Here is a 22,097-nt window from a genome sequence, read left to right as displayed (position 1 = left end):
CTTACATTGAAACGTATAATACTTATAAGAATAATCGTTGAATATCATTCCATGTAACTACAAGCATTAGAAGCATTAAAAATGCAAATCCAACGAAATGGAAGATACCTTCTTTTTCAGGAGCAATTGGTTTTCCACGAACTGTTTCTATTCCAACAAATAATAGTCTTCCACCATCAAGTGCCGGGAGTGGTACTAAATTAATTATCCCTAAGTTAATGCTTAACATGGCTGTCCAGAGCATTAAATTCATAAATCCTGTTTGCACTACTTGATCTGTAGCGTCATAAATACCAACTGGACCCGACAACATTTCAATCGAGACTTGACCAGTAACAAGCATCATTAAATTCGTTAAGATCATTTTAGTTGTTTCATATGTTTGTTCGAATCCATATGAGAAAGTCCCCAGAATTGATTTCTCAAACCCTTGATATACACCGATTTGTCCAATCGAGACAGGTTCACCTGTTTGATCTACAGCTTCTGCTTCATTAGGAACCACCGTTATAGATTCTTCTGCATCATTTCGTAAAATTACCATATCTAATTCTTGTCCGGGATTTTCTCTAACAATGGAAGTAAATTCTTCCCATGTCGAAACGGAATTATCTTCAATTTGCACAATGACGTCATCTGGTTGGAACCCAGCTTCTTCTGCAGGCGTATCCGGTAATATTTCTCCCAATTTCGCTTCTTCCACAGGTACTCCTTGAACCAATCCAATGATGATAAAGATGAATATTGCCAATATGAAGTTCATCATCGGCCCTGCAAATAACTGCATTGCTCGTTGTCCGACAGTTTTAGAGGCGAATTGACGATCATAAGGTGCAATTTGGGTTTCCCGCTCATCCATTATGAAAAATGCTTTACGATCTATTTCAAACCGCAGTCTTGTATCCTCATCATCGATTTCATACCCATCGATAATAAGCTTGTGATCAAGATCAGCATGTTCTACTTCAATGACTCTGGCATTTGGATGTTTGGATTTATTATTAACAATAATTTTGGAAACTTTACCCTCATCGTTGAATTCAAGACCGATATGATGTCCCGGTTTTAATTCAATAATCTCAGGGTCTTCACCCGCAACACGAACATATCCACCTGCTGGAATAAGACGTATCGTGTATAATGTTTCGTTTCTTGTAAATGAGAAAATTTTCGGTCCAAATCCAATTGCAAACTCGCGTACAAGCATGCCCGCACGTTTGGCAAATATCATATGGCCCCATTCATGAATAAAAACCAGCAATCCAAACATGAAAATAAATGCTATTACAGTGGTCAATAGAAGCACCTTCCTTTTATTGGAGCAGGGTATTATTTTTTATCTAAAAACGTAAACAGGTACTCCTAAAAAATATTCTAGCTTTAGATAATTTTAACCTGTTTATGTTGATATGTTCAAGTTTTATTTATATATTGGTAAATGAACAATTACTACACTTATATGAAATGGATAAAATGGAGTAAAGGAAGAACGAATAATAAACTATCAAACCTATCCAATATTCCACCATGACCCGGTAAAAGTTTCCCTGAATCCTTCACACCATAATTACGTTTCAAAGCAGATTCTACAAGGTCACCAACTTGTCCAAAAATGGACGCAACAATAGTAACACCAATAACAATAATATAGGAGTGTGGAAATGGAGTTACCCAGTGAAAAATCACCGCAACTACGCATGCAAGCACAATTCCACCGATTGCACCCTCAACTGTTTTATTAGGACTGATTGTAGGCCATAATTTTCTTTTCCCATATGCACGCCCAAAAAGATATGCTCCTGTATCTGTTGCCCATATGATGAAAAATGCATAAAGGATGTTACTTAATGCATTGGTTCCATCCCGGGTCTCAATCAGGTAAAAAAATCCAAGGCCAACATAGAAGGCTGACAAAAGGATAAACCCTACATGGTCAAAAGTAAATTTATTTTTGACCAGTACTGTATATGCCAACAACAGAAGAGTAATGAGGGCTATCATTTCGAATTTGGTAAACCAGCTAGTAGACAAAATTGGAGAAGAACTTGGGATCAAAATCAACCATAATAAAATTAGAACCAAAATATTTGGTGTCACATACTTCCCTAAATTTCTCATTTTAATTAATTCCAATAGCCCTATGGTAGCAATTACATAAACCAAGAGGGTAAATGGAAGGCCACCCATAATAACGAAGGGCAAGAGTACAATTAATGCAAGGAGTGCTGTTATCGTTCGTTGTTTCATATGCCATTCATCACCTTAAATACCTCCATACCTTCTTTTCCGCTGTTTATAATCTTCAAGTGCATTTTTAAAGTTAGTTTCATTGAAGTCAGGCCACAACACATCCGAGAAACAAAACTCTGTATACGCCAGCTGCCACAACATAAAATTACTTAACCTTTGTTCACCACCGGTTCGAATAAGCAGATCGGGATCAGATAAACCATTTGTAAATAAATATTTAGAAAACTGGTTACCGTCCAACGAATCAATTGATAGTTTTGATTCATCGATATCATTTATAATTTGCTTAACAGCATGAACGATTTCCAGTCTGCTGCCATAGTTTAAAGCAAAGTTCAATAAAAGACCGTCATTATTTTTTGTTTTATCAACGGCATACTGAACTGCTTCTTTCGTGTAATCCGGAAGCGCATCAAAATCACCAATTGTATCTATTCTTACATTATTGGAAATCAGTTCCGGCAAATAAATATGTAGAAATTCTTTAGGTAATCTCATTATAAAATCGATTTCAGGCTTCGGTCTTTTCCAATTTTCAGTGGAAAAGGTATACAGAGTAAGAATTTTTACGTTGGATTTCACCGCCGCTTTGACAATTTTATTTACAGCAGTAACACCTTCCTTATGCCCTGCAATTCGTGGCAGACCACGCTTTTGTGCCCAACGTCCATTTCCATCCATAATAATTGCTACGTGTTTTGGAGCAATACCCTCTGTTTCCGTTTCAATTTCTTTAGTTTTTTTTGTATTAAAAAAAGGAATTTTCCTCGACATAGTCTGTCCCCCGAAATGTTGTTGACCTAAAATCTTTTAAACGCAATTCTTTGATTGCAAGGAATTGATAGCTTATTCCCACAGGTTAATTTATACTACACTTTTCCATTATAACGATTATTACATCAGAATACAAAAGCCCCCTTTAATAAGAGGACTTTTGCATCTTACTCTGCAATATATGAACCACGGATACAAATAATGTATAAAGCAATGTAAAAAGTCTTTAAATGGTCAAATTTTATACTTATACTTCTAATATTTCTTTTTCTTTATTTTTCGCAATTTCGTCAATCTGTGAAATATGATCATTGGTTGATTTTTGTACGTCATCCTGGAAACCACGTAAATCATCTTCTGTGATATCGCCACTTTTTTCCAATTTTTTTAAATTGTCATTCGTATCCCGACGAATATTACGAACTTGGATGCGAGCTTCTTCAGAATATTTCCCTACTACTTTAACTAGATCCTTACGTCTTTCCTCCGTTAAAGCAGGAATATTGAGTCGGATGATATTGCCATCATTCGATGGTGACACTCCAAGATTAGCAATTTGGATAGCTCTTTCAATATCTGAAAGTACCGTTTTATCGTAAGGTGTAATCGTTAGTAGCCTAGCTTCCGGAGCACCAATAGTTGCCAATTGGTTTAATGGAGTAGATGCACCATAATAATCGACGTAGATGCTATTCAAAAGACTTGGATTTGCTCTGCCTGCTCTTACAGATGCTAAACTTTTTGAAAATGCCTGTATTGCTTGTTCCATTTTTTCTTCCAACTGCTTCATAATCGCTTCTGACATCTTTATTTCCCCCTTATTGTTGTGCCGATTGTTTCCCCTTCGACAACTCTTTTAATATTGCCTTCTTCTGTAATCGAAAATACAATTAATGGGATATCATTATCCATGCATAAAGAAGATGCAGTTGAATCCATCACCCCAAGATCTTCGTTAAGCATTTCCATGTAAGTCAGGGTCTCATACTTCTTCGCGTCTTTGTTTAACTTTGGATCATCCGTATACACACCATCAACATTATTTTTAGCCATCAAAATGACTTCCGCTTCAATTTCTGCAGCTCTTAATGCTGCTGTAGTATCCGTTGAAAAATAAGGATTCCCTGTACCGGCTGCGAAAATGACAACACGCTTTTTCTCTAAATGACGAATTGCTTTTCTCCTTATGTATGGTTCAGCAACCTGACGCATTTCGATTGATGTCTGCACTCTAGTTTGTATTCCAACTGTCTCCAGACCATCTTGTAGTGCAAGTGAATTCATAATCGTAGCAAGCATACCCATGTAGTCTGCTGATGCACGATCCATTCCCATTTCACTTCCGACTTTTCCTCGCCATATATTTCCTCCACCAACAACGATAGCTACTTCAACACCTAATTCGGCTACTTCTTTTACTTGTTGGGCGATGGAGTGAATTACTTTAGGGTCTATACCATAACCTTGATCACCACTTAAAGCTTCTCCACTTAATTTTAACACAATTCTACGGTACCGTGCTGTTGTCATATTAACCTCCATAGAAATTTAATATTTTTTGTCATTTGCTGTATACAGAGATTTAGATTTTATTAAAATCGTTATAAAATAGGGAACAAGTAAATGTTCCCTATTCCAGGTTGAATACCTTATTTTTTAATTTGACTCATAACTTCTTCAGCAAAGTTTTCTTCACGTTTTTCCATTCCTTCGCCTACTTCATAACGTACAAATGCTTTAACAGAAGCACCTTTATCAGCCACATATTTTTTAACTTTTTGATCTGGGTCTTTAACAAAGCTCTGTTCTAAAAGAACGATTTCTTCGAAGAATTTCCCTAAACGGCCTTCAACCATTTTTTCAACAATTTTCTCAGGTTTCCCTTCATTTAGAGCTTGTGACTTCAATACTTCACGTTCATGATTTACTTCTTCTTCAGATACTGCATCACGAGATACATAACGAGGGTTTACAGCTGCAACGTGCATGGAAATGTCTTTCCCTATTTGCTCGTCCGTAGTTCCTTCAAGTAATGATAATACACCAATACGACCACCCATGTGCAGATAAGCACCGAATGAATCATTATCGCCTTTTTCCATTGTAGCGAAACGACGAAGTGAGATTTTCTCTCCAATTGTTGATACAACTGAATTGATAACTGTTTCAACAGTCTCTCCTTCACCATTCATTTTTTGTTGTAAAGCTTCTTCAACACTTTCTGACTGTTGCGTAACAACATGTTGACCTAAGTCCGTTAATAATTTTTTGAATTGGTCATTTTTTGTAACGAAGTCAGTTTCACAGTTCACTTCAATAATTGCTGCTTTATTACCAACAATTTCTACGTGCGTTAAACCCTCAGCTGCAATTCGGTCTGCTTTTTTAGCAGCATTAGCAATCCCTTTTTCACGAAGAAAGTCAATAGCAGCATCGATGTTACCATCCGTTTCCTGAAGTGCTTTTTTACAATCCATCATCCCAGCACCAGTTTTTTCACGTAATTCTTTAACCATTTGAGCAGTAATAGCCATGAGAGATCCTCCTTTTAATAGTTAAGCAATATATTTTTTTCTTTAAAAAAGGTGATAAAAGGTTCATATCCTCTTATCACCCTCCTTTTTTAAAATTATTCTTGAGTTGATTCCGTAGTAGCTTCCGTAGTAGTTTCTTCAGAAGATTCTTCTGCTTGTACTTCTACTTCTTCCGTTTCTTCTTCCTGTTTCACTTCTAAAATAGCATCTGCCATTTTTGAAGTCAAAAGTTTAACAGCACGAATAGCATCGTCGTTTGCAGGGATAACATAGTCGATCTCATCAGGATCACAGTTTGTATCTACAATACCGATGATAGGAATATTTAATTTGTGTGCTTCAGCAATTGCGATACGCTCTTTACGAGGGTCTACAACAAATAAAGCATCTGGAATTTTAGTCATTTCTTTAATTCCACCAAGGAATTTAACTAAACGATCTTTTTCTTTGTTTAAATTAACAACTTCTTTTTTAGGTAATACTTCAAATGTACCATCTTCTTCCATTTTTTCAATGGATTTTAATCGATTGATACGTTTGCGGATTGTTTGGAAATTAGTAAGTGTACCACCCAACCAACGTTGGTTTACATAGTACATACCTGAACGAATCGCTTCGTCACGTACTGAATCCTGTGCTTGTTTTTTAGTACCTACGAAAAGAACTGTACCGCCGTTTGCTGCGATTTCTTTTACATAGTTGTATGCTTCATCAACCTTCTTAACCGTTTTTTGTAGGTCGATGATATAAATACCATTACGTTCCGTAAAGATGTACTTTTTCATCTTCGGGTTCCAACGGCGTGTCTGATGTCCAAAATGTACACCAGCTTCTAGCAATTGCTTCATTGATATAGCTCCCATAATAAATTCCTCCTAGTGGTTTTTATTCCTCCGTTCAGGTCATTTTCGTATAAAGACTGGTCTATTTAGACAGCACCGAATATACAAATCACTAAACGTGTGTATTTTTATTAACTTGTTCAATCCATAAGATAAACAGAGTAATTACACCAAAAGTTACTATACCATAACGTTACCTTGTAATCAAGCATTTCAATTATTTTTTTTATGTAATTTAAGTATTATTTCTACTTCTGTTTTTCCACAGTCCAAATTGCGTGCGATATCTCCAATAGCCAAACCTTCGCTATGCATCTGAAGAACTTTAGATTCTAACGAAGCTTCAAGTGTATCCGCTTCAACTGGAGAAAGTAGCTGTTCCATATCACCTTCCAACCAATGAGCTGGTTGTGATTCTTGCTCAGGCCCTTGCTGCTTCTTAGCGGTTATACTGGATTTATTCTTCTGATTCGCTTTCAACTGTGCCTGTAAACGACTATTTTCTTCCTTGATTTCCTGTAAGTAAGCCTCAAATAAACCTTCTATTTCTTTCGTATCCTGCGACTTTAAAGTTTGAATCTGCTGAAACAATTTATATATTGCTCCTAGTGCAGCCAAATGCAATAAGAAGCTGATTATTAATAGGAAAGACACCATCGTAATTCTCCTTTTCCGTTTATCTAACAGGCATGTAAGGATCCGTCCTTCACCCTCTTTATATTTTAGTCAAATAAAGGGTGAATCATTATCTCGTTATGCACTAAATTTATTTTCACATAGTGATAATTGGTATTTATGTTCTTTTTATACTTGGCAAAAGCGATAATGGTATTTGGGTGAATGAAATTTCGAACAATCAAATATGCATCTTGTTCACTATCTATTTTTGAATTAATTCTTAGTAACATATCCTCAATGGTTCTTAATTGCTCCTCTGTCTTTTTTACCGAATTTTTTTGGCGAAGGATGGATATTCGCAGTTTTGGGTTAGAAGTATCGTGTTCATGAAGTTTACTGCCAATAAGCTTGATTTTTTGCAGTTTATCTGTCAGTTCGTTTTGTCTTGCAATTAATTCATCTTCTTTATCCGAGAAAGTTTTATTCATACCAAATATAATTTCTGTTTTTGTGCTTAAGCGATTACCAATATCTTTTGCCTCAATCGATTTACCGACAGATAAAGTTCCACCAATGATATTTCCTTTTTGGCAATAAACATGTCCCTCCGCCACACATTCACTATGTAAAATCGAATTCTCTACATATAAATCATTCTCTGCATGCACGATCCCTTGGTTAATATATCCTATCGTAATATTCTCCCTGGCTTTTATGAATCCACTGCCTTGTCCGGACATTCCCTCCGAAACATAGACCGATCCACCGGCAGTTATTACTCCCGCTTCAACCATACCATATATTTTTATATCACCTTCCGCTTGAACTTGAAACCCAGTTGGTACGTCTCCATGAATAATAATTGTACCTACAAAGTTCAAATTACCAGTTTTCATTGATAAAGTTTCTTTAACCTCATAAACTGGGTAAACATGAATATACCTTCCTATTATACTAATTTGACCATTTACAGCAGCATAAAATGACATGTTTTCTTCATTATAAACAACATTGTTACCAGCTTTAACGCTAATTGGATTCCCAGGTTTTGGCAATACGACGGCACCGCTTACATTGATTCCTTCTACGCCAATAGTTGGATTGTACAATGTAGCCAGTTTCTCTCCTTTGATTACATTTGGTATTCGCATTACATCCCGAAAATCCCAATCCTCAGTTCTCTCGTATTTCGTATCCAAATTTAGCTCATACTTAATTTGACCATCTTCTCCGTTTATTACAGGCAGACCTTTCGCAATTTGTATTGGAAAGCTTGCCTCAGAGACACCGGAAATAATTTGATTAACAGACGCCTGGTCAATACCATACAAAATATGATTGGCATCCAAAAAACGACGGATTGATGATTCGTCTATTTCCAGTTCTTGATTTATATAGTTATCGTTACAAAGTAGTTGAGCAGACATTTTATCGGATGATACTTGAATATGAAAATAATCCGCTAGCTGAATCATACTATTTCCCCTTTGGGATTAATCTATTTCTATCCCCAATATTTAGTATAAAACCTGCATTTTACTTAATGATTTTCTTAATTTAAAAAGCGATCTCTTGTGTATTTGAGAAATTCTTGAAGTGGTTAAACCAATAATTTGTCCAATTTCTGTAAATGTTAACTCTTCATTATAGAAAAGACTGATTACGAGCTGCTCTTTTTCGTTTAATGACTTTATTCCCTCCATAAGCTCTCCTTTTATTTCATTCTGCAAGATATTCCTGTCCGGCATGACAGCTGAATCATCTGGAATGGAATAACCAATTCCTTCTTTCAGTTCATTCCTACTCCCATTGGGTTTTTCCTCGATGGAGAGAATATTTCCAAAAAGGGAATCCTTAATGGTTGTTTCCACTTCCTCTGCTGTCATGCCTGTTATTGCAGCAATGTCACCAGCAGTTGCTGCCCTTTGATTCATTTGTTCAAAGCTTTCTGCTGCCTGTTCTACTTTCTTCGTCTTTTCTCTGATTGATCTAGGAAGCCAATCTTCTTTACGAAGTCCATCAATGATGGATCCTTTTATTCGAAAGGATGCATACGTATCAAATTTCAGATCGCGGCTAGGATCAAATTTCTTTAAAGCATCATAAAGTCCTAAAAGGCCGAAACTTTTAATATCATCCCTACTGACATTACTTGGAAGATGACTTGAAATCCGCTCGGTATGAAAATTGACAAGATACATATAATTTGAGATTAGTTCATTTGCAGCTTCTCCACTTTTGTTTGTTATCCAATCATTCCATAACTCTTGTTCAAGAGGAGAATTCTTTGAATTCATTTAGTTGTACTCCCCCTCCATTTTAATAATATAGTAGATTAGATTAAAAACGTTTCTTTATTTATTTTCCGTATACTTAACTTACACGTAACTGGATCAAATTCAATCGTCCTTCCAACATTCCCACCTATATCCGTTGCAATTATAGGCACTTGAAGTTCATGCAATTTTTGTTTAACTGCTTCTGCATTTCTTTGACCAATTCGCATAATATCAGAAGCAGAGGTGAATTGGAACATCTGGGCACCCCCAGCAATTTTGGCTTTTAATGTATATTTCCTCGCACCATTCTCAAGTAGTAATCTTATGAGACAAGGGATTGCAGTGTCTGCATATTTATGCTCGTTTATCTTTACCTGCTTGGCAGCTTTTGAATCAGGTAGTAATACATGTGATAATCCTGCAATTTTTTTTGAAGAATCATAGATGACAACACCTACACATGAACCAAGGCCAGAGGTTCGAATGGTATCTGGAGCTTTGACTATATTTAAATCTGCAATACCTACTTTAACAACCATACTCGTCTCATTCATCGTAATTGATTCCTAGCGCTGTAAAAATTTTAGTTACTGAATCCGGGTCTGGTAATAAAAAGAAATTCCCTTTAATGCCTTCGTTTGATTCATTATTTGGATTGATTTCTGTGTCAATAATAATTGCATAATCGGTTACTTGTGATAATTCCAATAGTCCAACAGTTAGAATAGCACCAACCATATCTATACCCAAATACGGAATAGACGGTTGCATATTTATATTAGTGAAGTCAGATAAAGCAGTTAAATAGGATCCGGTTACAATATTACCTATCTCATGCAAAGCAGAGATAGCCATTTCATTATTCTGTTCATTATTTAACAATGAAAACTCCGGATCTCTGGTAAGTTCTCTTACCAGGTATTCTGCTTCTTCCACTTTTAATAATAAATAAACGGTTCCTGGTGCTTCCCCCTTAATTCGGAACATTAATCCGACAATTGTTTCCTCAGGTCCTCCGATTAACTCCATTAATTCATCATAACTCACGATACTTACAGAAGGGACTTTCATTTCAATTTTTTTATTAAGTAACATTGAAAGAGAGGTTGCTGCATTCCCTGCCCCTATATTGCCAATCTCCCTGAGTACATCCTTTTGCGCACTGCTTAAATTAATAAATTCCATCTATTAAACTTCCAATAACTTTATTTTATCCAGCTCTTCGAAAGAGAGAACGGTAAGTAGATTGAGAAGTATGAACAAACGGTTGTCTATTTTAGCGATACCATCTATATAGTCTGCATCAATAGTGCCAATAACCGCTGGTGGAGATTCAATCTGGTCTTCTCGAATATCGATCACATCATTTGCCGAATCCACAATTAATCCTACTTCCATTTCGTTTATCAATGCAATAATGATTCGTTTATTGTCATTAAGTACAGCCTCTTTCATCTGAAATCTTAATCGAAGGTCAATAACAGGAATGACGACACCACGCAGATTAATAACTCCCTTTACAAATGGGGCAGTCTGAGGAACCCGGGTAATTGGCAGTAGTCTTTCAATGGATCCAATATGATTTACCGGTATTGCATATTCCTCGTCTTCGAGTTGAAATATAATCATTTTTCTAGTCACTGATGTTCCGTTTTCCATGTTAATCTCCTCCTTATTCTTCGTTGCTTATGTATCCTTAAAGTACGTTTCATTTTTTTGTCAACGTAATAAGTAAATTTGGAATTTCATTTAGGGGCAGATGATAATCCACAAATCCTGTCTGAACTGCCGATTTTGGCATCCCGTATACGATAGAAGTTGCTTCATTCTCAGCAATAGTGATGGTTTTAGAATTTAACCCTTTTAATTCTACAATTCCTTCCGTGCCGTCATTTCCCATACCTGTAAGAACAACAGCAATTTTATTAATTTGCTTTAGTTGTGCAATGGAATGAAACAAGACATTAACAGCAGGTCGATGTCCCTTAACCGGCGCATCTTTCGTTAAATAGATTGCAATCGTTGTTCCTATCTTCCTAACTGTCATATGATGATCACCAGGTGCTATATATGCAGTTCCATTTTCGATTATTTCACCATGAACAGCTTCTTTAACATAGATGGGACTTAGTCTGTTCAATCGTTCCGCCAATGATTTTGTAAAACCGGCTGGCATATGCTGGACAATTAAAATCGGTGCGGTAAAAATTTCCGGTAAATTTTTCAGAACCTGTTGAAGCGCTCTTGGGCCTCCGGTAGACGTTCCAATCGTTATGACCGTTTTATCAAAACATTTTCTATCTAGTGACACTCGCTTTTGAGATGACTTGTTGCTTCGTGTATTCCTATCTAAATTTACATGAGAAGCCGCAAACACCTTTGAGCGAATTTCTTCCTCAATCGTTCGAATATCTAATGAAATTGCCCCCGAGGGTTTCGGAATAAAGTCAACCGCACCATTCGATATTGCCTCCATTGTTTTGATTGTTCCATCTTTCGTGACACTTGAAAGCAGCACAACTGGTACAGGATGACTTTTCATAATTTCCTGCAGAGCGTTCATACCATCCATTACCGGCATATGAACATCTAACGTTACTACGTCCGGGCACAGTTGCTTTATCTGCTTGATTCCTTCTTCTCCATTTCGAGCGGTGGATATTACTTGAATCCTTGGATCACTATTCAGGATGTCGGTAATCATCTTTCTCATAAAAGCTGAATCATCGATAACTATAGCCCGAACCGGTTGCATTTCATTCACCTCTCGATCAATCGTTTTAATTTCTCTATAAATGTAGAAGAGGATGATGGTCTGTTAATTTCATTTGAATTCTTCAGGTAATTGGATGTGATTTCCTGGATTGCCTGTGCTGCTTTTGATTTATTATTGAATAGCGTATATGGCACTTGTTTGATTACGGCCTGTGTCACTGTTTTATCATCTGGTATGATTCCCATTGAACTGATTTGAACATGTAGAAACTTTGCGACTACCTCTTTAAAGTGATGGAGTGCACGGAGACCCTCCTGATGACCGAGTGAACGATTCATTACGATATAAATTGGCATGCTGCTCTGATTGTTAATAACATGTTTTATCATTCCATAGGCATCGGTAATTGAAGTTGGTTCAGGTGTCGTTATAACGATACATTCATCCGAAGCTAAAATAAAAAACAAAGCCTCTTTCGTTACCCCTGCACCCATATCAAAAAGAATATAATCATATTTCTGAACTAATTCCTTATATTGTTCATAAAAATAAGATTTATCTGCTTCTTCCATCTTAAAAAAATGGCTTAAACCGGAACCAGCTGCGATATAGGACAAACCATTTGGCCCTGTCTCAATAATATCATGAACCTGCAATTGGCTTTCAAACAAATCAATAATCGTTTTTTGGGGTCGTACTCCCATGAGTATATCAATATTGCCCATGCCTACATCTAGATCAAAAAGCAATACCTTCTTCTCGTTACTTATCAATTGAAGGGAAAAATTTAAAGCGAAATTGGATTTACCGACACCGCCTTTTCCGCTTATAACGGATATCGTTTTCGCCTGCTTTGGTGTCTTTTTATAGTCTAGCTTCTGTCTGAGACCCTCTGCCTGATCAAATTTCACTTTGTTCACCCACTACAAGTCTACTAATCTTTTCAGGTTTAGCTTCCATCAAATCTTCCGGTACATCTTGACCATTTGTCATACAAGCAATTCCAATTTGGTTTCCTAAAGAAATATTTAGGATACTCCCATATTGCGTGGTTTCATCCAACTTTGTTAAGATTACATTTTGAATGGAAAGATGCTGAAACTGATTAAAGATTTCCGTGATATCTTTTTGCTTCGTCGTCAAAGACAATACAAGATACGTATTCATCATTTCCGTATCAATTGTCGTTTTTAGTTCATTTATATACTTCTGATCCCGATAATTCCTGCCCGCAGTATCAACCAGAATGAAATCAAAAGAAGCGAATTTCTCAATTGCACTATAGTAGTCTTCGATTGTATAAGCTACTTCCAATGGAACATCTAGTATACGGGCATAGGTTTTTAATTGTTCTACCGCACCAATCCGGTATGTATCCGCAGTAATAAAAGCAATCCTTTTTTGATCTTCAAGCATCATTTTTGCTGCTATTTTAGCAATCGTAGTTGTTTTACCAACACCTGTTGGCCCTACGAATTGGATTACTTTCTTGTCATATTCTAGACCATGAAATCCAATCGCATTTAATTTATTTTCTATAATTGTCGTCATACCGTTCATGATACGACCCATGTCTTGTTCTTCCTTTGAATTCTCAAACTGATTAATAACGGATTGGATAATATCCTCGGCAAGCTCAACTTCTACTTCTTGATCGAGTAGATGCTCATACGCTACCTGAAATTCTGGCAGAAACTTTTGATCTCTCTGTTTCGTTTGAACTGCCATTAATTTCTTTAAATTTTTAATTTCCTCAAGTACTTCCCGATTCCCACTTGGTTGCATTTGCCGACTAATCTTTGAACCTACTGGAGGTTTTGGGCTCATTTTTGTTTCCAATGGCTGTGGGTCAAGTGCAGCTACAACTTCTATGTTTTTTTTCTTAAAAAAACCAAGAAAGCCACCTTGCAAAATTTCCTTCGAATTAAGAATAACCGCATCTGAGCCAAGCTCTTTACGAATCTGATTCATAGCTTCCGGCATTGATGGAGCAATATATTTTTTAATTTTCACGCTACATTCACCACCCCAACACTTTGTACTTGTACATTTGGCTCAAGCTCATTATAGGATAAAACAATTACTTGTGGTAGAAAACGATCCAGCAATTGTTTCAAATACATTCTAACAGCCGGCGAGCAAAGTAAAACCGTAGATTCCTCTTGAAGTGCAAGTTTTTCAGCTTCTGTATGAATCGTTTTAATAATTTCCTGCTGTGATTCAGGGTCAAGAGAAAGATAATTCCCATGTTCTGTTTGCTGAATATTTTCAGCAATTAATTTCTCCACTTTTCCTGAAACTGTGATTACTTTAAGTGACATATCTTCATTAGCATACTGTTTGGTTATTTGAGATGACAGGGCTTGTCTCACGTATTCCCCAAGTAGCTCTGTATCATTCGTCATTTTTGAAAAGTCTGCTAATGTTTCAAAAATAACAGGAAGATTTCTAATTGATATACTCTCTCTTAATAGCTTTGCTAGTACTTTCTGAATATCTCCTATTGCCAACGGTTCCGGTGTTACTTCTTCTATCAAAATAGGATAACTTTCCTTCACATGGTCAATCAGTTGTTTTGTTTCCTGTCTGCCCAACAATATATGTGCACTCTTCTTAATTATCTCCGTAATATGCGTGGAAACAACTGAAGGTGGGTCTACTACTGTATATCCGGATAGTTCAGCCTCGTCTTTATTTTCCTCATTGATCCATTTTGCTGGTAATCCGAAAGCAGGCTCCTTTGTATCGATGCCTTCAATCTCATCGTCACTGAAATCAGGTGCCATTGCTAAATAATGATCCAGCATTAGCTCTCCTGATGCGACTTCATTCCCTTTAATTTTCAAACGGTATGCATTTGGGTTAAGTTGGATATTATCTCTTATTCGGACAACTGGAATGACAATACCTAATTCAATAGCCAGCTGTCTCCGAATCATAATAATTCTATCCAATAAATCCCCGCCCTGACTTGTGTCTGCTAACGGAATAAGTGCATATCCGAATTCAAATTCAATAGGGTCCATATTTAATAAACCGACAACATTTTCTGACGATTTCATTGCTGAACTTTCCGTTTGATCTTCTTCCTCTATATCCGGAATTTCCGGTTCTTTAGATTTTCTCTGTATAAAATATGCACTAAAACCCAATATGGACGCAAGTAATGTCGTTAAAAAGAAATTAATTGGTGTAAATCCAAGTAAAAATATTGTCCCAGCAGCTATATACAGAAGTTTTGGAAACTGCAAAAGTTGATCTGTCACTTCTGAACTTAAATTGCCTGAACCAGCTGACCTTGTGACTACAATTCCTGTAGCTGTTGAAATCAGGAGTGCCGGAATCTGACTTACAAGTCCATCACCCACAGTAAGTCGCATAAACGTATTGATTGCTTCTTCAAATGACAAGCCCATTTGTACCATACCAATAATAAGTCCAAAAATAATATTTATCAGTACAATAATAATGCCAGCAATTGCATCTCCTTTTACAAACTTACTTGCACCATCCATAGAACCATGAAAATCAGCTTCTCTTTCGACTTTTTCTCTTCTCTCTTTTGCTTGCTTTTCAGAAATCAGCCCTGCATTTAAATCTGCATCCACACTCATTTGTTTCCCTGGCATTGCATCAAGAGAAAAGCGTGCAGCAACCTCGGATACACGTTCGGAGCCCTTTGTAATAACTAGAAAGTTAATAATAACCAGAATAATAAATACTACAAATCCGACAAGCGGGTTTCCGCCTATTACAAAAGTTCCAAACGTATCTACAACGCCACCTGCATCCGCTTCCGATAAGATGGATCTTGTAGTCGAAACATTCAGCGCGAGTCGAAATAAAGTTAATAGTAATATTAATGTTGGAAAAACTGAAAATTGTAATGGTTCTGTCGTGTTCATAGAAACCAATATAACAATCAACCCTAAAATAATATTAATTAAAATCAAAAAACTTAATAGCCATCCGGGCAGTGGAATGACCAACATGATGATTACTAGAATTACTGCTAAAAGAACTGATAGATCCCGCGCTTTCATTAATGTCTCTCCTTATTGCTCAAACTTTTTTCTCTAATCGGTACACATATGCAAGCACCTCGGCAACAGCTTTAAAGAACTCCTCTGGAATCACATCACCGATTTCGGCGGCGCTATGTAGCCCTCTAGCTAGTGGTCTGTTTTCCATCGTTATCACATTATTTGCTTTTGCTATCTCTTTAATCTTCAATGCTGTCTTATCTGTTCCTTTTGCTAAAATGTATGGTGCGCTTGCTTTTGCTTCATCATATTTAATAGCGACAGCATAATGTGTAGGGTTTGTTATTACAACATCAGCATTTGGGACTTCACTCATCATTCTTCTCGTTGCCATTTGTCTCTGCTTTTCTTTAATTTTGGATTTTATTAAAGGATCACCTTCAACATTTTTATATTCATCTTTTATATCCTGCTTTGACATTTTCATGTTTTTCTCAAAATCGTACCGTTGATATGAATAATCAAAAACAGAAAGAAACAACAGGGCAATGATTGCTGAGATTCCCATGATACCGGTAACCCTACCGAAAAAACCTAACGCATTTTCTGCATTGGTAAAAGCTGTCATCAACATGTCGTCTTTGAATATCCATATTACTGTAAAAGTTATTGCTCCAATAAACACTATTTTAAACAATGATTTCAAAAGCTCTACAAGTGCACGTATAGAGAATATTCTTTTTGCTCCTTGTATCGGATCAATTTTCTTCAAGTCGAACTTTAAAGGTTCGGTTGTAAATAGAAATCCGATTTGCATTAAATTAGAAGCAACTCCTGCTACGACTGCTATTAACATAATTGGAGCGAGCATTTTTATTGCTTCAATTGTTGCACTTGTAAAGACCTGTTGAACAGATACTTCAGTTACGTTCCAATGAATAAACTCAGTGAAAGACTTTTGGTAGAATCCAGTCATATGTTCCAGCATGTATCCTCCGAAAACAAATAACCCGATAAAACAAAACAATAATAGAATAGCAGTATTAATATCCTGACTTTTAGCAACTTTTCCTTTTTTACGTTCATCCAATCGCTTCTTTGGAGTGGCTTTTTCCGTTTTCTCGCCTGCAAAGAATTGTAAGTCCAGTTTCAATTGCAAGTTAAGCACCTCCAAACAGCTGCATGAGACCACGCATAGCTTCAAACATCGAACTGAAAAGACTTTGCACCAGGGTTATGTATAATGGCAAAAATACCAAAATTGCAACAAAGCTGACTAATATTTTCAAAGGCAAACCCACAACAAAAACATTCATTTGCGGTACTGTTCTAGCAATAATTCCCAACGCTACATCCACGAGAAACAAACAACCAACAATCGGAATAGAAATCTGAAAAGCTATTAAAAACATATTATTAAATGTTGTTATAACAAAATCAGCAATAGAAGTATTCCCAAACGGAATAAAGGAGTCGAGTGGAATAAAATGGTAACTATTGAAAATCCCATCGATGATTAAATGGTGCCCATCCACAGCTAATAGAAATAGTAAGGCAATAATATTAAAATATTGTCCTGTTAACGGACTTTGTGCGCCTGTTTGAGGATCCATTACGTTTGCTATGGCAAAACCCATTTGGAAATCTATAAAACCACCAGCAATCTGAAGTGCAGAAACAATAATAAATGCAATAAGGCCAATCAACATCCCAACGAGAGCTTCTTTTACAATTAAGAATATAAACATCTCATCAATAATTATTCCAGAAGAATCGACTGTATAAAACATAATCATTGCCAAAAAGAAACTGAAACCTATTTTAAACTGAAGCGGAACTGTACGATAAGAAAATAATGGCATGGTAACAAAAAACGCCAGTACGCGAACCATAATGAGCAAAAACACTGGAAGACTGTTTATATTAACTAATTCAAGCATGTTTTACCCTACAAACTGATTTATATTTTGTAATATATTTTCTGTGAACTCTACCATCGTCGTAAGCATCCACGGTCCGAAGAAAATAAGCCCAACCAAGACTGCTACTATTTTCGGTATAAATGCTAAGGTCTGCTCCTGAATTTGAGTTGTTGCCTGAAATATACTCACCAGCAAACCAACTGAAAGAGCAAGTAGCAGTAATGGGCCAGTAACAAGTAAAATAGTATAAATACCCTGCTCAGCCAATGTTAATACGAATTCACTGCTCAATTGAACAAGCCCCTTTCACTACATGATCCGTGTACTTCCTCTAAAAACCACTTAGTAATGATTGTGTAATTAAATACCATCCATCTACTAAAACAAATAGTAGTATTTTAAATGGCAATGAAATCATCACAGGCGGCAGCATCATCATACCCATTGACATAAGTACACTTGCAACAGCCATATCTATAATTAAAAATGGTATAAATATCATGAAACCCATTTGAAATGCTGTTTTCAGCTCACTGATAGCAAATGCCGGCACTAATGTTGTTAGCGGGATATCCTGAACCGTTTCCGGTGTTTCGGCCTGCGTATAATTCAAGAACAGAGCCAGATCTTTTTGTCTTGTATGCTGCGCCATAAAATCCTTCATAGGTGCACTGGCGCTTTCATAAGCTTCTTCCAACGTGATTTCTTCATCAAAAAGCGGTTGTAAACCTTGTTCATAAACCTCACTGAATGTAGGAGCCATGATAAAAAAGGTTAAGAACAACGCCAAACCAATCAATACCTGGTTTGGTGGCATTTGCTGGGTAGCCAATGCACTTCTGACAAATGAAAGTACAATAATAATCCTGGCAAAACTTGTCATTAGAATCAATATTCCTGGAGCCAGTGATAAAATGGTCAGCAGTAAAATTAATTTAACAGAGGTTGATACACTCGCTGGATCTGAACCGGAAAATATATCTATAAACTCATTCATGGGTATCTTCCTTATGTTTGTTAATCATTTTAGTTCTATTTTGTTTCAGATTCTCCAGCTCTTTTGAAAACAACATTTTAAAATTACTTTCAGATGAATCATTACTCGCATCTTTCTTATTTGGCATCAAGGACGTTAATAATGCTCCACCGGGAAATTCAGCATTTTTACGTTCACTGCTTTGCATGATATCCTTTTTGACCTCTTCATTCGTTATCTCTTGCAACAATTCAACATTATCTCCAACACCAACCAGGTAAAGTTGGTTGCCGATTCGGATAATTTGAATCGACTTGTGTTGTCCTACTGAAATACCGCCTAGATTATCCAAGGCTTTTACCTGATTAAAAAGTTTATTTCTCTTATTTAAAAACTTGATCAAAATATATATTAGGGCAAGTACGAGCACTAAAGCAAAGAACATTTTAACTAATTCAAAAGCCAAGGAACCGATACTTTCCGTATCCGTAAGTAAATCATTATTATTTTCCTCATTAGAAATGTCAGCCGATTCTCCGCAGTCAACTTCTCCATCCAAACAGTCAGTAACATTTGGTGCTGCTTCTGTTGGGACCGTGAAACAAACTACAAGCGAAAAGAGGCTTATACAAAAACTGTAACGTATTTTTCTCAAACTACTCACTCGTTTCTTAACTTAAAGCTTTTTGGATTGCCTCAATTACTCTGTCTCCCTGGAATGGTTTAACGATGAAGTCTTTAGCTCCCGCTTGAATTGCATCAATAACCATTGCTTGTTGTCCCATTGCAGAACACATAATGATTTTAGCTTCTGGATTAATTTTCTTGATTTCTTTCAAAGAAGTAATTCCATCCATTTCAGGCATTGTAATATCCATCGTTACCAAATCAGGTGTCAATTCATTGTATTTTTCAATTGCCTGTGCCCCGTCCTGTGCTTCTCCTACAACCTCAAACCCATTTTTAGTCAGAATATCCTTAATCATCATTCGCATAAATGCTGCATCATCTACAATTAAAATTCTATGTGCCATTGTTAATCCCCCTACAATCTACTATTTTAGTTTCATAATACGGTCTGATAAGCTAATAATATCTGTAACACGCACACCGAAGTTTTCTTCGATTACAACTACTTCACCTTCAGCAACCAATTTTTCGTTTACTAGTATATCAACCGGTTCTCCTGCAAGCTTGTCCAACTCTATAATGGAACCAGATGACAAATCCAATATATCTTTGATCGATTTCTTCGTGCGGCCAAGTTCAACGGTTACTTTTAAAGGAATATCAAGAAGCATATCCAGATTTCGATGTTCATTTCTATTCAACTCTACTTTTTCAAATTGGGAGAAAGTCGCCTGTTGAACCGGTGCCGACTTAGTGATGTTCTCATTTCCAATATGTTGTTGCTTTGGTATTTCCTTGTTTGCTTCTGTGTATGACGGTTCACGATGTGAAATGGGTTCCTGCATCTTATTGGACTGTTTCTGACTTACAACAGGATCCTCTAATTCTATTGCTGCAGCTGCCTCTTTATCATCAGTATTCAGTAATTGATCTACTAATTGTTTTGCGAATTGTAAAGGAATCAGTTGCATCATATTGGAATCTATTAAATCTCCCACTGTCAATTTAAAGAATACTTTCACATATACATCTTCATCAAAAATAGCTGCAGTACCATTACTACCATCACTGTCCAATATAGAAGGCGGGGAAATATCCACGCGCTTATTGAAAACAGTAGACATACTTGTCGCAGCCGCTCCCATCATTTGGTTCATTGATTCCTGTACAGCACTTATATGAATGTCGTTCAATTCATTATCTGGATTTTTCCCATCACCACCAAGCATGATATCGGCAATAATCGCTGCATCGGTCGCTTTAATTACAAATACATTTTTCCCAATAAATCCTTCTATGTAATTCACCTGGACACTTACCGGTTCGAATGTAAATTCTTTATTCAGCATATCTTTTTCAATTATATCTACTACTGGAGTGGTAATCTCCACTTTCTGATTTAAAAGTGTCGACAAAGTTGTTGCTGAACTGCCGAAGGAAATGTTTCCTATCTCACCTAAAGTATCTATTTCTATATCGGAGAGATAATTCTGCTCTGCCGGTTTTGACATTTCATTGTCATCCGATAGATTAAGTAGAGCATCTATTTCATCCTGTGAAAGCATACCATCATTCATCATCTTCGTTCACCCCATTTATTTCTTCTAAAATTTGTACCGACATTCTGTTTTTGAACTTGCCTGGCTGAACATAAAATTTCGGTTCGTTATTAACTGCCAATTTAAGCGGCAAATCAATCTTCTGATCCAAAGCGATGACATTATCTGTATTAAACCTCAAAAAATCATTGATTGAAATGGTCGTTTCGCCGAGTATCGTTTTCAATTCCACTTCTGCTTGGATGAGATTTTTTGACATTTTCGTATATGCTTTATTATCTCTAGTAGTCTTTGTTGTTTGCATCCAATAATGTGCAGATAGCTTTGGAATAATAGGTTCCAAAAGGATATGCGGTATGCAAATATTAATCATACCAGTTGTCTCACCTATAGCTGTCGTAAGCGATACAACAACAACTGTTTCATTGGGGGCAACCATTCGCAGAAATTGCGGGTTCTCTTCAAACTCTTCCAAAACTGGATCTATTTCGATAATAGAGCTCCATGCTTCCTGTAAAGTCCCAACGGCTTTTTCAAAGATCTGACTTAAAAGCAACTTTTCTATTTCCGTTAAACTATTACTCTTGTTAATCGTATTACCCTTACCACCCAAAATTCGATCGAGTAACGCATATGCAATGTTCGGATTAACCTCCATAATCAGATTTCCATCCAATGGTGCAACACTATAAACGTTTAAAACCGTCATCTTTGGAATAGAACGAATGAATTCCTCATATGGTACTTGGTCAACCGATGTCACTGTAATATTTACAAAACTTCTTAGCTGTGATGAGAAAAAGGTTGTCAGCATTCTGGCATAATTCTCATGAATCCGCGATATACTTCTAATTTGATCTTTGGAAAAACGTAAAGCACGTTTAAAATCGTAGACGCGTACTTTTTTCTCCTGCTCTTCTTTCTTTAACTGCTCAGCATTCATTTCTCCTGAAGTAATTGCAGATAACAAGGCATCTATTTCATTTTGTGAAAGAACTTCATCCATTAACCATA

At 36.5% G+C, this 22,097-nt stretch carries 25 protein-coding genes; all 25 read right to left on the bottom strand.

Translation table 11 applies throughout. From position 1 onward, the window contains the following. Positions 1-22 precede the first annotated feature (22 nt). The gene (gene rseP, locus ACHABU_RS11115; RefSeq protein ID WP_435764927.1) at positions 23-1,297 is read right to left on the bottom strand and encodes an RIP metalloprotease RseP; all 1,275 of its coding nucleotides are present in this window, start codon (positions 1,295-1,297) and stop codon (positions 23-25) included. A gap of 158 nt (positions 1,298-1,455) precedes the next feature. After that, positions 1,456-2,247, bottom strand: coding sequence for a phosphatidate cytidylyltransferase (locus ACHABU_RS11110; protein WP_435764926.1), 792 nt, complete (start codon positions 2,245-2,247; stop codon positions 1,456-1,458). 15 nt (positions 2,248-2,262) lie between these two features. Next, a complete protein-coding gene (locus tag ACHABU_RS11105) occupies positions 2,263-3,024 on the bottom strand; it encodes an isoprenyl transferase (protein ID WP_435764925.1) in 762 nt (253 codons plus the stop codon). Positions 3,025-3,271: 247 nt separating this feature from the next. Beyond that, on the bottom strand, positions 3,272-3,829 hold the full coding sequence (frr, locus tag ACHABU_RS11100; protein ID WP_435764923.1) for a ribosome recycling factor: 558 nt from the start codon (positions 3,827-3,829) through the stop codon (positions 3,272-3,274). Between the two features lie 2 nt (positions 3,830-3,831). Further along, positions 3,832-4,554: a UMP kinase gene (gene pyrH, locus ACHABU_RS11095; RefSeq protein ID WP_435764921.1), complete on the bottom strand. Its 723-nt coding sequence runs from the start codon at positions 4,552-4,554 to the stop codon at positions 3,832-3,834. A 119-nt stretch (positions 4,555-4,673) separates the two neighbouring features. After that, positions 4,674-5,558, bottom strand: coding sequence for a translation elongation factor Ts (gene tsf / locus ACHABU_RS11090; protein ID WP_435764920.1), 885 nt, complete (start codon positions 5,556-5,558; stop codon positions 4,674-4,676). 95 nt (positions 5,559-5,653) lie between these two features. Continuing rightward, positions 5,654-6,421, bottom strand: coding sequence for a 30S ribosomal protein S2 (gene rpsB / locus ACHABU_RS11085; RefSeq protein WP_435764919.1), 768 nt, complete (start codon positions 6,419-6,421; stop codon positions 5,654-5,656). 192 nt (positions 6,422-6,613) lie between these two features. Then, positions 6,614-7,057 (bottom strand): DUF6115 domain-containing protein, encoded by a 444-nt coding sequence (locus tag ACHABU_RS11080; RefSeq protein ID WP_435764918.1) that lies wholly within the window; start codon positions 7,055-7,057, stop codon positions 6,614-6,616. 65 nt (positions 7,058-7,122) lie between these two features. After that, a complete protein-coding gene (locus ACHABU_RS11075) occupies positions 7,123-8,493 on the bottom strand; it encodes a DUF342 domain-containing protein (RefSeq protein ID WP_435764917.1) in 1,371 nt (456 codons plus the stop codon). A gap of 42 nt (positions 8,494-8,535) precedes the next feature. Then, on the bottom strand, positions 8,536-9,315 hold the full coding sequence (locus tag ACHABU_RS11070; protein ID WP_435764915.1) for a FliA/WhiG family RNA polymerase sigma factor: 780 nt from the start codon (positions 9,313-9,315) through the stop codon (positions 8,536-8,538). Positions 9,316-9,353: 38 nt separating this feature from the next. Beyond that, positions 9,354-9,851: a chemotaxis protein CheD gene (locus tag ACHABU_RS11065; RefSeq protein ID WP_435764914.1), complete on the bottom strand. Its 498-nt coding sequence runs from the start codon at positions 9,849-9,851 to the stop codon at positions 9,354-9,356. Next, the gene (locus tag ACHABU_RS11060) at positions 9,844-10,482 is read right to left on the bottom strand and encodes a chemotaxis protein CheC (RefSeq protein ID WP_435764913.1); all 639 of its coding nucleotides are present in this window, start codon (positions 10,480-10,482) and stop codon (positions 9,844-9,846) included. Before ACHABU_RS11060 ends, ACHABU_RS11065 begins: the two co-directional genes overlap by 8 nt. A 3-nt stretch (positions 10,483-10,485) precedes the next feature. Continuing rightward, positions 10,486-10,956, bottom strand: coding sequence for a chemotaxis protein CheW (locus ACHABU_RS11055; protein WP_435764911.1), 471 nt, complete (start codon positions 10,954-10,956; stop codon positions 10,486-10,488). A 49-nt stretch (positions 10,957-11,005) separates the two neighbouring features. Next, complete coding sequence (locus ACHABU_RS11050) at positions 11,006-12,052, bottom strand: protein-glutamate methylesterase/protein-glutamine glutaminase (protein ID WP_435764909.1); 1,047 nt, start codon at positions 12,050-12,052, stop codon at positions 11,006-11,008. A 5-nt stretch (positions 12,053-12,057) separates the two neighbouring features. Beyond that, entirely contained in the window at positions 12,058-12,924 is an 867-nt protein-coding gene (locus ACHABU_RS11045; RefSeq protein ID WP_435764908.1) for a MinD/ParA family protein, read from the bottom strand. After that, positions 12,914-14,026 carry a flagellar biosynthesis protein FlhF gene (gene flhF, locus ACHABU_RS11040; RefSeq protein ID WP_435764907.1) on the bottom strand — a complete coding sequence of 371 codons (1,113 nt, stop codon included), beginning with the start codon at positions 14,024-14,026 and terminating at the stop codon, positions 12,914-12,916. Before flhF ends, ACHABU_RS11045 begins: the two co-directional genes overlap by 11 nt. Then, on the bottom strand, positions 14,023-16,056 hold the full coding sequence (flhA, locus tag ACHABU_RS11035) for a flagellar biosynthesis protein FlhA (protein ID WP_435764906.1): 2,034 nt from the start codon (positions 16,054-16,056) through the stop codon (positions 14,023-14,025). The genes flhF and flhA overlap by 4 nt, the downstream gene beginning before the upstream one ends. A 19-nt stretch (positions 16,057-16,075) precedes the next feature. Next, positions 16,076-17,155, bottom strand: a complete 1,080-nt coding sequence (gene flhB, locus ACHABU_RS11030) for a flagellar biosynthesis protein FlhB (protein ID WP_435764904.1) — start codon at positions 17,153-17,155, stop codon at positions 16,076-16,078. A gap of 1 nt (position 17,156) precedes the next feature. Continuing rightward, positions 17,157-17,936, bottom strand: a complete 780-nt coding sequence (gene fliR / locus ACHABU_RS11025) for a flagellar biosynthetic protein FliR (RefSeq protein WP_435764903.1) — start codon at positions 17,934-17,936, stop codon at positions 17,157-17,159. Positions 17,937-17,939: 3 nt separating this feature from the next. After that, positions 17,940-18,209: a flagellar biosynthesis protein FliQ gene (gene fliQ, locus ACHABU_RS11020; RefSeq protein ID WP_435764902.1), complete on the bottom strand. Its 270-nt coding sequence runs from the start codon at positions 18,207-18,209 to the stop codon at positions 17,940-17,942. Between the two features lie 40 nt (positions 18,210-18,249). Beyond that, positions 18,250-18,915: a flagellar type III secretion system pore protein FliP gene (gene fliP / locus ACHABU_RS11015; protein WP_435764901.1), complete on the bottom strand. Its 666-nt coding sequence runs from the start codon at positions 18,913-18,915 to the stop codon at positions 18,250-18,252. After that, positions 18,908-19,549 (bottom strand): flagellar biosynthetic protein FliO, encoded by a 642-nt coding sequence (locus ACHABU_RS11010; protein WP_435764900.1) that lies wholly within the window; start codon positions 19,547-19,549, stop codon positions 18,908-18,910. The genes fliP and ACHABU_RS11010 overlap by 8 nt, the downstream gene beginning before the upstream one ends. A 16-nt stretch (positions 19,550-19,565) precedes the next feature. Further along, on the bottom strand, positions 19,566-19,928 hold the full coding sequence (locus ACHABU_RS11005; protein ID WP_379495618.1) for a response regulator: 363 nt from the start codon (positions 19,926-19,928) through the stop codon (positions 19,566-19,568). Positions 19,929-19,949: 21 nt separating this feature from the next. Then, a complete protein-coding gene (gene fliY, locus ACHABU_RS11000; RefSeq protein WP_435764898.1) occupies positions 19,950-21,104 on the bottom strand; it encodes a flagellar motor switch phosphatase FliY in 1,155 nt (384 codons plus the stop codon). After that, a complete protein-coding gene (gene fliM / locus ACHABU_RS10995) occupies positions 21,094-22,089 on the bottom strand; it encodes a flagellar motor switch protein FliM (protein ID WP_435764896.1) in 996 nt (331 codons plus the stop codon). Before fliM ends, fliY begins: the two co-directional genes overlap by 11 nt. Positions 22,090-22,097: the final 8 nt, after the last annotated feature.

Source organism: Oceanobacillus sp. CF4.6 (assembly GCF_051262635.1).
In the GTDB taxonomy this organism is placed as follows: Bacteria; Bacillota; Bacilli; order Bacillales; family Amphibacillaceae; genus Oceanobacillus.
Note: the sequence above shows the minus strand (reverse complement) of the source record. Positions and strands in the feature narration are given on the sequence as shown.

Excerpts from the sequence above, each read along its gene's own strand:
- frr (WP_435764923.1), bottom strand. The coding sequence starts at position 3,829 with ATGTCAGAAGCGATTATGAAGCAGTTGGAAGAAAAAATGGAACAAGCA.
- ACHABU_RS11065 (WP_435764914.1), bottom strand. The coding sequence starts at position 9,851 with ATGAATGAGACGAGTATGGTTGTTAAAGTAGGTATTGCAGATTTAAAT.
- pyrH (WP_435764921.1), bottom strand. The coding sequence starts at position 4,554 with ATGACAACAGCACGGTACCGTAGAATTGTGTTAAAATTAAGTGGAGAA.
- fliM (WP_435764896.1), bottom strand. The coding sequence starts at position 22,089 with ATGGATGAAGTTCTTTCACAAAATGAAATAGATGCCTTGTTATCTGCA.
- ACHABU_RS11060 (WP_435764913.1), bottom strand. The coding sequence starts at position 10,482 with ATGGAATTTATTAATTTAAGCAGTGCGCAAAAGGATGTACTCAGGGAG.
- ACHABU_RS11055 (WP_435764911.1), bottom strand. The coding sequence starts at position 10,956 with ATGGAAAACGGAACATCAGTGACTAGAAAAATGATTATATTTCAACTC.
- tsf (WP_435764920.1), bottom strand. The coding sequence starts at position 5,558 with ATGGCTATTACTGCTCAAATGGTTAAAGAATTACGTGAAAAAACTGGT.
- ACHABU_RS11105 (WP_435764925.1), bottom strand. The coding sequence starts at position 3,024 with ATGTCGAGGAAAATTCCTTTTTTTAATACAAAAAAAACTAAAGAAATT.
- ACHABU_RS11070 (WP_435764915.1), bottom strand. The coding sequence starts at position 9,315 with ATGAATTCAAAGAATTCTCCTCTTGAACAAGAGTTATGGAATGATTGG.
- ACHABU_RS11005 (WP_379495618.1), bottom strand. The coding sequence starts at position 19,928 with ATGGCACATAGAATTTTAATTGTAGATGATGCAGCATTTATGCGAATG.
- fliP (WP_435764901.1), bottom strand. The coding sequence starts at position 18,915 with ATGAATGAGTTTATAGATATATTTTCCGGTTCAGATCCAGCGAGTGTA.
- ACHABU_RS11075 (WP_435764917.1), bottom strand. The coding sequence starts at position 8,493 with ATGATTCAGCTAGCGGATTATTTTCATATTCAAGTATCATCCGATAAA.
- fliR (WP_435764903.1), bottom strand. The coding sequence starts at position 17,936 with ATGCTTGAATTAGTTAATATAAACAGTCTTCCAGTGTTTTTGCTCATT.
- ACHABU_RS11080 (WP_435764918.1), bottom strand. The coding sequence starts at position 7,057 with ATGGTGTCTTTCCTATTAATAATCAGCTTCTTATTGCATTTGGCTGCA.
- flhA (WP_435764906.1), bottom strand. The coding sequence starts at position 16,056 with ATGAAAGCGCGGGATCTATCAGTTCTTTTAGCAGTAATTCTAGTAATC.
- fliY (WP_435764898.1), bottom strand. The coding sequence starts at position 21,104 with ATGATGAATGATGGTATGCTTTCACAGGATGAAATAGATGCTCTACTT.
- ACHABU_RS11050 (WP_435764909.1), bottom strand. The coding sequence starts at position 12,052 with ATGCAACCGGTTCGGGCTATAGTTATCGATGATTCAGCTTTTATGAGA.
- ACHABU_RS11110 (WP_435764926.1), bottom strand. The coding sequence starts at position 2,247 with ATGAAACAACGAACGATAACAGCACTCCTTGCATTAATTGTACTCTTG.
- rpsB (WP_435764919.1), bottom strand. The coding sequence starts at position 6,421 with ATGGGAGCTATATCAATGAAGCAATTGCTAGAAGCTGGTGTACATTTT.